The sequence below is a fragment of the Algoriphagus sp. genome (genome assembly GCF_029254265.1).
Taxonomy (GTDB): Bacteria; Bacteroidota; Bacteroidia; order Cytophagales; family Cyclobacteriaceae; genus Algoriphagus.
Genome location: NZ_JAQWXX010000109.1, coordinates 47906 through 59949, shown reverse-complemented (window position 1 = coordinate 59949; position 12044 = coordinate 47906). Strand labels below are relative to the sequence as shown.

The 12044-nt window shown below is 41.9% G+C and carries 7 protein-coding genes; 3 read left to right on the top strand and 4 right to left on the bottom strand.

The features are described 5' to 3' along the window. Nucleotides 1-401: 401 nt before the first annotated feature. The 3 genes from P8O16_RS16650 to ileS all read right to left on the bottom strand — a co-directional run bounded on the left by P8O16_RS16650 (nt 402) and on the right by ileS (nt 7582). Nucleotides 402-3341: a DEAD/DEAH box helicase gene (locus tag P8O16_RS16650; protein WP_300316564.1), complete on the bottom strand. Its 2940-nt coding sequence runs from the start codon at nt 3339-3341 to the stop codon at nt 402-404. A gap of 217 nt (nt 3342-3558) precedes the next feature. Continuing rightward, nucleotides 3559-4191 carry a lipoprotein signal peptidase gene (locus P8O16_RS16645; protein ID WP_300316563.1) on the bottom strand — a complete coding sequence of 211 codons (633 nt, stop codon included), beginning with the start codon at nt 4189-4191 and terminating at the stop codon, nt 3559-3561. Nucleotides 4192-4207: 16 nt separating this feature from the next. Then, nucleotides 4208-7582 (bottom strand): isoleucine--tRNA ligase, encoded by a 3375-nt coding sequence (gene ileS, locus P8O16_RS16640; RefSeq protein ID WP_300316562.1) that lies wholly within the window; start codon nt 7580-7582, stop codon nt 4208-4210. Between the two features lie 407 nt (nt 7583-7989). On the opposite strand from ileS, the gene P8O16_RS16635 reads away from it, so the two are divergent. Further along, complete coding sequence (locus P8O16_RS16635; RefSeq protein WP_300316561.1) at nt 7990-9213, top strand: NADH:flavin oxidoreductase/NADH oxidase family protein; 1224 nt, start codon at nt 7990-7992, stop codon at nt 9211-9213. Between the two features lie 83 nt (nt 9214-9296). Here the strand turns inward: P8O16_RS16635 and P8O16_RS16630 are convergent, their stop codons facing one another. Further along, nucleotides 9297-10541, bottom strand: coding sequence for a M28 family peptidase (locus P8O16_RS16630; protein ID WP_300316560.1), 1245 nt, complete (start codon nt 10539-10541; stop codon nt 9297-9299). Between the two features lie 74 nt (nt 10542-10615). Here P8O16_RS16630 and P8O16_RS16625 point away from each other — a divergent pair, with 74 nt between their 5' ends. Then, a complete protein-coding gene (locus tag P8O16_RS16625) occupies nt 10616-11725 on the top strand; it encodes a hypothetical protein (RefSeq protein WP_300316559.1) in 1110 nt (369 codons plus the stop codon). An 86-nt stretch (nt 11726-11811) separates the two neighbouring features. Next, nucleotides 11812-12033: a hypothetical protein gene (locus P8O16_RS16620; RefSeq protein WP_300316558.1), complete on the top strand. Its 222-nt coding sequence runs from the start codon at nt 11812-11814 to the stop codon at nt 12031-12033. Nucleotides 12034-12044 lie beyond the last annotated feature (11 nt).

Below are 12044 nucleotides of genomic sequence, written 5' to 3'. Positions count from 1 at the left end.
GAATTACCTGGACGAGTTTTGTTACAAGCTCAACAGAAGATACTTCGGTCAAAAACTCTTTGACAGACTCATCATTGCTTCGATTTAATCATACTGGCAAGATTGCGGATATACATATTCCAAAACTATTTTGGAGCCATTTGAATACTATTTTAATATTTAATTTCTTTTTTTTAAACCTAATTTCTTAGCTAATTTCATAGGTCCTGTTTAATAGTATCATTATTGATTAATTGAAGGTTAAACTTCTAACCTTTAACAATTTAAAATTGCCCGCCCCGCCTCAGCGTAGTCAAATCATTGCGATGGACTGGGTGTAATCCCTACAGGGATCGGATTTTGCCTTCCACAAAAAAAGGAAAGACGCTCATCTTTCCTTTTTAATTTTTAAATCCAAAATCTTAATTCAGAAGCGCCGCAATATCTTCCTGACCCAGACTCTTCATAAAGCTTTCCTCCGTGTTGATCAGTTCGCCAGCAAGTGCTAGTTTTCTGTTTTGCAAGGCCATAATTTTCTCCTCCACCGAACCTCGGCTGATGAATTTGTAGATGATCACTTTATTCTGCTGCCCGATTCGGTGTGCCCGATCGATCGCCTGAGCTTCGACTGCAGGATTCCACCATGGGTCTAGCAAGAATACATATTCTGCCTTGGTGAGGTTCAATCCCACGCCTCCAGCTTTGAGCGAAATCAGGAACACTTTGATGTCCTCTTGTTCTTGGAATTTTTCCACCTGTGCCTGACGATCTTTGGTAGATCCATCTAAGTATGCGTAGGGAATACCTTCCTTTTCCAGGTATTCTTTTACAATGGCCAGGTGGCGAACAAATTGACTAAATACTAAAACTTTATGCCCTTCCGAGATGGTAGATTGGAGCATGTAAGTTACGTCCTCCAATTTTCCTGAATCCCCTTCGTAGTCATCTCGAACCAATTTTGGGTGATTGGCAATCTGTCTCAATTGAGTCAAGCCACGGAGAAGCGTAAACTGCTGATTATTTCTTCCAGTGGCCTGCATATCGGAGATAATTTTCTCCCGGTAATAATTCTTTACTTCCTCATAGACTTCCTCCTGAGCGGTGGTCATGTCAGAGTATTTCACATTGGTGATTTTCTCAGGAAGGTCTGTAGCGACCTGTGATTTTAGCCTTCTTAAGATAAAAGGCTTGATCATCGCATTTAGCTTGATGGCCTTATCCTTATCGTCTTGCTTTTCGATTGGTAATAGAAATTGCTTTTTAAAGGAATTCTGATTTCCTAAAAGCCCAGGGTTGATAAAATTCATCTGAGACCAAAGATCCATAGTGCCATTTTCCACCGGCGTACCAGTTAAAATCAGCTTTTGCTTGCTCTTCAACTGCATTACCGCAGCGGAGATATTGCTAGAAGGATTTTTGATCGCTTGAGATTCATCAAGAATGATGTAATTAAAGAAAAAATCTTTCAAGACATCGATATCCAATCTGGTGATTCCATAGGAGGTCAACACCAAATCATACTCTCCAAATCTCCAGGGATCTTTGATTCGCTGCGTACCCGTATAGACCAAAATCTTCAGGTCCGGAGTGAATTTTTTGGCTTCCAATTCCCAGTTGTAGATCAGGGAAGTCGGCATCACCAAAAGGGAAGTAAAGCTTGGATTTTTTTCTTTTTCGGATGCCAAAAGCGCCAAAGTCTGAACAGTCTTTCCCAAACCCATATCATCTGCTAAGCATCCCCCGAATTTGAATTCGTTCAAAAACCGAAGCCAATTGTAACCCGCTTGCTGATAAGGGCGAAGGGTGCCTTCAAATGAAGTAGGTAATTCATACTCCTCAATAGCTTCAAAATCCCGAAGTTTTTCCAGCTTTCTACTCAGTGTCACTTGCACCAAGTTTCCTTCCTCCATTTCTTTAGCAAGTGCCAGATGATGCTTGCGCAAAACCATGGTATCATCCACTCCCCTGTCCTCCATGAAATTGAATAGCTCCGAATAATTCACAAACCAAGAAGATGGGATCACGGCGATCTCTCCGTTAGGAAGCTCAAATTCTGATTTCCCTTGAATCAAAAGCTTGCGTAGCTTCGCAAAAGGAACCAGATAAATACCGAATTTGATCAAAGCCTTGACATCAAACCAATCGATATTTTCATTGACTTCAATCGAAATTTGAGCTTTTCCGATATGATAGACTTTTCCCTTAGGTCCTGCTTTCTGACGAATTTTAATTCGCTCGATGTCCAGAAAATCCTCCTGATCTCCAATCCACTCAAAAGCTTCGGTTTTTGGCAAAGCAACTTTTCCAATTTTGAAGTCCATCCCTTTATCGCGAAGCAATTTTAGAAATGCTTTTTCCTTTTGGGTACTTCGGATCGTCTTGTAAAAAGTGTAAACCCCATCTTTTTCATCCATTCGGACAGAATTTCCGAGCTTTTCGCCATCAGGCGTCTGCACCGGGAAATCATATTCTCCATATTTGAATCGAAGTTCAAAGACAATCTTATCCTCGTCAATGCGCTCACCTTCCTCTCCAAAAAGATCTTTGCCGGTATTTCCGGGTAGTTCGCTAATGGCCAAAAAAACCTCAGGCGAGCCCCGCTCAATATTTATATCAAACCCTATGGAATTGACATCAAACTGAGAAATCAGATTACTCATGAAACCACGATAATATCCTGGCTCAATCCGCTTATCAATTACAATAAATTTCTTATTCAAAAAGGGCTTTAACTTTTTACCGTCGATTCCTTTTTCAAACTGAAACAATTGACCATTTACAATGAGCCAAGCAGGTTCATTACAGATCAAATACCCATTTTTATACTGCCAATCGAGTTTTTCACCTTTAAATTTGATCGAAGGCCAATAATGAGTATTCTCTTCGTTTTTATGAAAATGAAATAAAACCGTAGCCCGCTCCGCATTGACAACAATTTCTTTCCCAACTGGATTACCGTCACTGCTCATTTCAAAAAGTCGTTTTCCTATCAACAAGGGCATGATCTGACTACGTTTCTTTTCCAAAGCATCCTCAAGAATCACCTGCACTTTTTTATCCTCAGTTTTGGGATCGAAGATTTTATGGAGGTAATCCTTCGGGCGAATATTACCACGCTTGATGTGAGGTTTGGCCAGCTTTTCAGGATTCATCGAATCCATCAGTTTGATCAAGTCATAATCGGCCTTGTCCAATCCGGAATCAAATTCAGAAGCATTGGCGGAACTAATATTTTGATGGGCAAGGGAGAGTCTTCCTTGCTCGTCCAATTGGACTACAAAGGACTCAATTAAAAGTCCGAGGTACTCATGGCTATAAATAGAATAAACGATCTGAAAGGGCTGGTCAGAATCTACGATCATAGGTGTTGGGTCTTGAGAATCAATGCTTTTCGATTTGAATCGGTAAAAAGCATTCGAAATGTGCACTTACATCAAGAATCAGACGTAATGCAAAGTGAAAATTAAGAAAAATAGAGCTCTAAAACTCGTTTTTTAAGGATTATTTACCCCAAAACATGAAAATTCCCGAGTTTTTCTTTGAACGGAATAACTCGGGAATAAAAAAAGATGGTTATAATCAGACTTCCGAAGTGGGCTCGGTATCCAATTTATTATTTACTGTTTTCTCCTTTTCCTCAGGGAAAAACCTACCCTGAAAAATCAAAATAATCGCCACTCCAATAAAGATTGAAGCATCGGCAATATTGAAAATCGGCCAAAGAGCAGTATAACTCCCCCCCCAAATCGGAATCCATTCCGGCAAATATCCTTCCCAAATATCGAAGTAAAACATGTCAACTACTTGACCGTGAAACCAAGGTGAAGCGGCATCATAGGGAGCGTTATTCAGCCAAACTCCGTAGAAAATAGAATCCACCAAGTTTCCTATTGCTCCACCCAAAATCAGGGCGATACAGAGAATGTAAACCGGGTGTTGTTTCTTGCTGATGATGTGGTAGAGGTAATATCCTATTCCGACCATAGCTACCAAACGAAATGATGTCAATAACAATTTGCCATACTCTGAACCCAATTGCATTCCGAATGCCATTCCGGGATTGGTAGTATAATGAAGCTTAAACCAATCACCGAAAATTGGGATTTGACCCGGACTTCCGAAATCCATTTGGAAATGCACCAGCATCTTCACTGCTTGATCGAGAAGAATTACGAAAAGTGCAATTCCAAAATATTTGATGTAGTTCTTCATACTTTATCCCTAGACCTTAGGCCTTTTCTACTTTTATCGAAAGGTTAAAATCGTCCATATCCAGCAAAGATGCATCTTCCAAATTAGATTCAAAGCTCAAACTCACCGCTTGGGTCTCTGCTTCAATATAAGATCCAAACCCAGCTACGGCTGCATTTACCAATTCATTCTCATCCGACAATTTAATTTTAATCTTATCCTGCACTTCCAATCCCATATCTTTTCGAAGATTCTGAATTCGGTTGACTAGGTCTCTAGCGACACCTTCTTGCTTCAATTCCTCAGTCAAAGTCACATCCAATGCCACAGTAACTCCAGCATCAGACGCCACTGACCAGCCCGGAATATCCTGAGAAGAGATCAATACTTCTTCCAGAAGGAGCTCAAATCCTTCGCCTTCTATATCCACGTTGATCTTTCCGTTTCGCTCGATTTGTCCGATTTCTTCTTGTCCCCAAGTGTTGATCGCCGCTACGACAAATCGCATCTTAGGCCCAAGCTTTTTACCCAAAAGTGGCAAGTTAGGTTTCACGCTCTTCACTAAAATCCCGGAAGCATCATCGATATATTCGATTGTTTTGATATTCACTTCGGACTTGATGAGCTCTTCCACATGCTGAATCTGCACTTGGGTTTTAGCACTCAATACCGGAATCAAGATTCGCTGAAGGGGCTGACGAACTTTCATTTTCTCTTTCTTACGAAGCGAGTGCACGAGCGAAGAGATCGTCTGAGCCAAGTCCATACTTTCCTCCAAATCTTTATTGATCAGGGCAACATCTGCATTCTTCCAGTTCGTCAGGTGAATCGACTCAATCGTGGAATCACCAGCTTCTGTCAAGTTTTGGAATAACCAATCCGAGTAGAATGGCGCAAAAGAAGACATCAACTGCGAAAGGCTAAATAGACATTCGTATAACGTCTCGTATGCTGCTTGCTTATCTGCATTCATATCGCCTCTCCAGAATCGCTTCCGTGCCAGTCGCACGTACCAGTTGGAAAGCTGATCCACAGTGAAGTCCATGATCGCCCGAGTCGCTTTTGTAGCGTCGTAGTTATCCATGGCAGCCTCCACTTCTGTGATAAGTGTTTGAAGCTTAGAGATAATCCATTGATCGAGTTCGGCACGCTCTTTTACCGGAACTGCCTTGGTTGCATCATAAATGAATGCATCTAGATTGGCATAAAGCGCAAAGAAATTATAGGTATTCTGAAGGGTGCCAAAGAAGCGTCGCTGCACTTCGGTTACCCCATCTAAGTTGAATTTCAAGTTATCCCAAGGATTGGCATTGCTCAGCATATACCAGCGAACCGCATCCGGACCGTACTCCTTGATGGTTTTGAATGGATCCACGGCATTACCCAATCGCTTGGACATTTTATTACCGTTTTTATCCAATACAAGCCCATTGGCAATTACATTTTTGAAAGCCACACTGTCAAAAAGCATCACCGCAATTGCATGAAGGGTAAAGAACCAGCCTCGCGTTTGATCCACTCCCTCGGCGATGTAATCTGCAGGATAATTCGCTTTGAAAATGTCTTCATTTTCGAATGGATAATGCCACTGCGCATAAGGCATAGCACCAGAATCAAACCACACATCGATCAAATCCGGCTCACGGAACATCTTTTCCCCTTTGGAAGAAACCAAGATCACATCATCGACAAAAGGACGGTGCAGATCAAGTTCTTTCCCTTCGTAAGGAGACTTTTCCATCACCCCTTTAGCGATCGAGTTTTCAATCTCAGCTTGAAGATCAGCAATGGAGCCAATGCATTTTTCCTCAGATCCGTCTTCTGTCCTCCAGATTGGAAGTGGCGTACCCCAGAATCTAGATCGTGACAAGTTCCAATCCACCAAGTTCTCCAGCCAGTTGCCAAATCGACCCGTTCCAGTCGCTTCAGGCTTCCAATTGATCGTTTTATTGAGCTCAACCAATCGGTCTTTGTAGGCTGTGGTTTTGATAAACCAACTATCCATTGGATAATACAATACCGGCTTGTCAGTTCTCCAGCAGTGTGGATAGGTGTGCTCGTATTTTTCGACCTTAAAGGCCTTATTTTCATTCTTAAGGATGATCGAGATGATCACATCCGTGTTTTTGTACTCGGGCAGGCTTTCGTCTTCTTCCAGATAGTTTTTCACATAGAAGTCCGCAGGCCCATACTCCTTGTGAGCTGAGATGGAATGCTCCGCCATTTTTGCAGCAAGATATTCACCCACTACTGGAAGGAATTTCCCCTGCCTATCCACCAATGGCAAATCATTGCCTTTTTCATCTTTCACAAATACACCTGGCACATTATTCTGTACCAAAGTCCGGAAGTCATCCGCACCAAATGCTTTTGCAAGATGCACGATTCCGGTACCGTCTTCGGTGGTCACATAATCTCCAGACACCACTGTAAAGGCAGGATTTGGCAGAGCCAATTCCTCAATCGGGAAAAGCTGCTCATACTCCCAGCCTAGCATATCCTTTCCCTTAAACTCACTAACTACCTCAAAAGGAATCAGTTTATCTCCAGGGTTATAGTCTTCTAATTTCAATTCAGCAGCCTTCGGATTTAAGTAAGCGTTCATTCTCGCTTTTGCCAAAATCACGGTACAAGCCTCAAAAGTATAGGGGTTGAAAGTCTTCACTTTCACATAATCCAAGTTCTCTCCAATTGCCAAGGCAGAATTGGAAGGCAAAGTCCAAGGCGTGGTAGTCCAGGCAAGGATGTAAGTATTTTCCTCACCTTTCAGTTTAAACTGCGCAGTGATCGAGGTGTCTTTGACGTCTTTGTAAGTGCCTGGCTGATTGAGTTCATGCGAGGACAAACCAGTTCCCGCAGCAGGAGAATACGGCTGAATGGTATAGCCTTTGTAGAGCAAACCTTTGTCATAAAGACGCTTGAGTAAGCTCCAAAGCGACTCGATATAGTTCGGTTCAAAAGTGATGTAAGGATCATCTAAATCGACCCAATAGCCAATTTTTTCGGTCAGCTCATCCCACTCATTTTTGAATCGCATCACCGTCTCGCGGCATTTGCGATTGTATTCTTCCACAGAGATTTTCTTTCCGATATCCTCTTTGGTGATTCCAAGTTCCTTCTCCACCTGAAGCTCCACAGGAAGTCCATGCGTATCCCATCCGCCTTTACGCTTCACTTGAAAGCCCTTCAGCGTCTTGTATCGGCAGAAAATATCCTTTAGCGTACGGGCCATCACGTGGTGAATCCCCGGCGTACCATTTGCTGAAGGCGGTCCTTCAAAAAACGTGAAAGTCTCTGCGCCATCACGGTTAGTGACCGACTTTTCAAAAATCTGATTGGCTTTCCAATATGCTAAAACCGACTCTCCGATCTGCGGATAATCGACCTGTTTGTATTCTTTGTATGTCTTCACAATATCCTTTCTTGTAGGCAAGTAGGTGATAAATTTTTCTTTTGGGCGTGCCCCCGCAGAAAAAGCGGGGTCGGGCTATCCGCTCTTATCGACTCCCCCGATAACTATCGGGGTGCGCCGATACCGCTTCTATCCCTCACGCAATCAAGGAAACATCCTCCTCAAAAGCAGGCACAAAGATAGAAGAAAAACCCTTTTGGGTGGGCTAGAATTCCAAAAAATGGCGTTTTGAATATTCGGCTCATATTTTAGCTATTTATGAGCCGATTAATAGAGTTATTCGGCTCATGCTCAGCCATCCCTTCAATTTTTACTTGTAAATCTTAAGTTCAAAAGCTCATTATTTTTGAAAAACAGCATCTTTACAGACAGATTAGCATAAAATTATTGACGTTTTAAAAAACAACATGAATCACCTCCAATCTTCCATCACGCTTCCTTGCGGCGCAATTATTAAAAATAGATTAGCCAAAGCTCCTATGACCGAGCGGATGAGTGATTCAGCCTACGAACCCACTCCAGAGCATGAACATCTCTATGCGCTTTGGTCACAAACTGGCGCCGGATTGCTGATCACTGGTAATGTGATGATAGATCGGAATCACATGGAGTCTGCCGGGAATGTCTTCTTTGGTGATGAAGCAATGATGCCAAAATTGAAAAAATGGACCGCAGCGGGGACAGTCAATGGCAATCATCTTTGGGCGCAGATTTCACATTCCGGAAGGCAAACCAATCGCTTTGTGAATCCCCACCCCAAAGCACCCTCCGCTGTTAAGTTGAATAAACTTTTTCTTTTTGGCACTCCAAAAGCAATGACTGAACAGGATATCCAACAGGTGATTTCTGGTTTTCGACTGGCCGCAAAAATCGCAAAAGCATCAGGTTTTACCGGAATCCAAATCCATGCGGCTCATGGCTATTTGCTGAGCCAATTTCTTTCTCCAAGAACCAATCATAGAACAGATCAATGGGGAGGAAGTCTGGAGAACAGAAGCCGCCTTTTGTTGCAAATCGTAAACGAGTGTCGCGAGGAAGTTGGCAAATCCTTTCCGATTTCTGTCAAGCTAAATTCTTCTGATTTCCAACGGGGTGGATTCACAGAATCTGATTCGCTTGAAGTGGTCAAAAAACTAAGTGATGCAGGAATAGATCTGATTGAAATTTCTGGAGGAACTTACGAGCGGGTCACCTTTTTCCTTGGGAAAGAGGAAAAAACAAAAAAAGAAAGTACACAAAAGCGGGAGGCCTATTTCTTAGATTTTGCGAAGCAAGTTCGGCAAATCAGCCAAGTTCCTTTGATGATAACAGGCGGATTTCGATCTTTTGATTTCTGCAACGAGGTCCTTGCGAATGGAGAATGTGATTTGATTGGAATGGGAAGACCTTTCATCACCCATATTGATTCGATTTCGAGTTTTTTAAAAGGTGACTTTTCCTATTTAGACAATCCACCTATTCGAACCGGTTTCAAAGCTTTCGAAGATGCAGCAGAAGCAGGTTTTTATGCTCGACAACTGATCAATCTAGCAGAATGTAAAGGCCTACAGAAAAATCTAAATCCTGTAGCATGCTCTATGTTTATTGTGACACACGAATTCAAAAAGGCTAAACAAAAGAAAAACCGCTGAGATCTTTTCAGCGGTTTTTCTTTTAAAACTATAATTGAATTGTTTGTTGTTGTATAGGCATCGGTCATCAGACACCCATCATTCTAAAATTTCACTTTCGCTTCCAATTTTGCTCCTGCTCTTTCATAAGTTACTGAAGTAGAATCTCCTTTTTGAAAGGCACTCAGCGCTCGCATATAGCTCATCATATCCACTATGGTGGAATCACCCATTTGCAAAATGATGTCTCCTTTCATCAGACCAGCAGCCTGCGCTGGCTTATCTTCAGATACTCCATCGATTCGCATGCCTTTGCCGTCATATAAATAATCAGGAACCACTCCGAGCGAAACCGTGAAGCGAGGAGAGTCTCCATTGCTATCTTTTGTTTTGGTAAAGGCTAATTTAGGCTCAGCATCCAATTGACCCACCAGACGATCGATGTACTTCACAACAAGTAATAACCCATCGTAATTGATCAAGTTAGAATCATCCGAAGGTTTGTGATAGTCTTCATGCTGACCAGTGAAAAAATGAAGGACCGGCAAATCCTGAAGGTAAAAAGAAGTGTGATCAGAAGGTCCTACCCCAGACTCTGAAGTCACTAATTTCAAGCTATCTGTATTTACAGTTTCTAAAATTGGCAGGAAAGAAGGGCTGGTTCCCACACCATTAATTGCTAAGGTCTTCTCCTCATTCATTCGGCCAACCATATCCATATTGATCATATAGTTCACTGTTGAAAGATCAATGGTAGGGTTTTTCACGAAGTAGTTTGAACCCCAAAGCCCATTTTCCTCACCTGAAAATGCGATAAATAGAAAGTTTGAACTGTGTTTTTGATGCTTGAGAATCTTTGCCAATGCAACTAGTGCAGCTGTTCCCGAAGCATTATCATCGGCACCATTGTGAATCGCTGAATCGCCGCGGTGAAGCGAACCTTGCGCACCCATTCCCAAATGGTCAAAATGAGCTCCTATCACGATGGTTTTGTCTGCTTGATTATCGATGAAGCCAATTACATTTGTCCCGGTAACACCCTCACCATCTGTGCCGATTACAGCTTCTTCATGGGGATTAGTAGGCTTGGAAACAGTAAAAGGTTGAAAGTATAATTCTGTGCCTTTTGGTTCCAAACCTATCCTCTCAAACTCTATTTCCAGGTATTTTGCAGCTCTTTGTTCACCATCTGAACCTATAGCTCTTCCACCAAGGTCATCAGCAGCTAGATAAGTGACATCTGTCTTTAAACCTTCAAGTAGGCTTTGATCCGTAGGAGCTGTATCGCAACCCCACATCGTAAGGGAGCCAGCTAGAAGAAGGAGGATATATTTTGATTTCTGATTCATCGGAATATTGATTTTACCCCAAAGATAATAATTGGTATCTTCGCGCTGCAATTTAAACAGCTGTAAAAACAAAAATGAGAGCACTTATCATCCTCGTGTTGTTTGCGACATTCGCCTGCAACCCAAAAACTGAAACTGTTGAATCTACTGAATCCACCGCTCATTCAGCTTCTGACTCTTTACTCCTTCAACCTGAAGAAATGAAGTATCTGAAAAATATCAAGCAGATTACCTTTGGAGGAAATAATGCAGAAGCTTATTGGTCATTTGACGATTCAATGTTGGTCTTTCAATCTGATTTTTCAGGCTGGGGAAATGAATGTGATCAGATTTTTTATACAAATTGGCAGACGGATGATCTGAAAAACAACCAACCACAGCGACTAAGTACTGGACTGGGCAGAACCACCTGTTCCTACTTTTTACCAGACAATAAGACCATTGTCTACGCCTCTACTCACTTGGGAGGTGACAATTGTCCTGCTGTCCCAGAACCTAGAACAGATGGAAAATATGTGTGGCCAATCTATGATTCCTTTGATATTTTCACTGCAGACCTCAATGGCAATCTCTTGAATCAACTGACGAATGAGCCCGGCTATGATGCTGAAGCTACCGTCTCTCCAAAAGGAGATAAAATCGTTTTTACTTCTTTGAGAACAGGTGATTTGGAACTTTATACCATGAATATTGATGGGACTGATGTGAAACAAATCACCTCAGATTTAGGGTATGATGGTGGAGCCTTCTTCTCTCCTGATGGTTCTAAAATAATCTGGAGAGCTTCTAGACCAACTACCGAAGCTGATATTAAAGAATACAAAGATTTGCTGGCTGAAGGACTTGTGATGCCTACCAGTATGGAGCTTTACGTTGCAAATGCAGATGGAACAGACGTACGGAAATTAACTGATCTTGGTAAGGCCAATTGGGCTCCATTCTTTCATCCATCGGGTGAAAAAATCATTTTCGCTTCCAACCATCAGACTGAAAGAGGATTTCCTTTCAACCTTTTTATGATCAATCTTGATGGAACAGGCTTAACCAAAATTACCAATGACGGCACTTTTGATGCCTTTCCGGTTTTCTCTAACAATGGCAAATACTTGGTTTTTGCTTCCAATAGAAATAACGGTGGCACTCGGGACACCAACTTATTTGTTGCAGAGTGGATTGGGGAATAGATCTCTTAGTTTCTTTACTTTGAGAAGTTAAAACGTTAATTTTAAAAACTTTAGAATATAATTTTGATTACCCAAAACTAAAAACTATGAAACGATTAAAATCAATCTTTGCAATTGGGTTTGTGATGCTGTTTATTTCTGCAATGAGTTTTACCTCATGTGGTGGTAAAAAAGAAGCAAACAACGAAGCTGATACAGAACAAGCTGAAGGTGGTGAGCATCCTGAAGGAGGAGAACACCCAGCAGGTGGTGAGCACCCTACAGAAGGAGACAGCACCGAGCACCCAGCTGATAGTACAGAACATTAAGAATTGAATAA

Excerpts from the sequence above, each read along its gene's own strand:
- P8O16_RS16650 (WP_300316564.1), bottom strand. The coding sequence starts at position 3,341 with ATGATCGTAGATTCTGACCAGCCCTTTCAGATCGTTTATTCTATTTAT.
- P8O16_RS16645 (WP_300316563.1), bottom strand. The coding sequence starts at position 4,191 with ATGAAGAACTACATCAAATATTTTGGAATTGCACTTTTCGTAATTCTT.
- P8O16_RS16635 (WP_300316561.1), top strand. The coding sequence starts at position 7,990 with ATGAATCACCTCCAATCTTCCATCACGCTTCCTTGCGGCGCAATTATT.
- P8O16_RS16630 (WP_300316560.1), bottom strand. The coding sequence starts at position 10,541 with ATGAATCAGAAATCAAAATATATCCTCCTTCTTCTAGCTGGCTCCCTT.
- P8O16_RS16625 (WP_300316559.1), top strand. The coding sequence starts at position 10,616 with ATGAGAGCACTTATCATCCTCGTGTTGTTTGCGACATTCGCCTGCAAC.
- P8O16_RS16620 (WP_300316558.1), top strand. The coding sequence starts at position 11,812 with ATGAAACGATTAAAATCAATCTTTGCAATTGGGTTTGTGATGCTGTTT.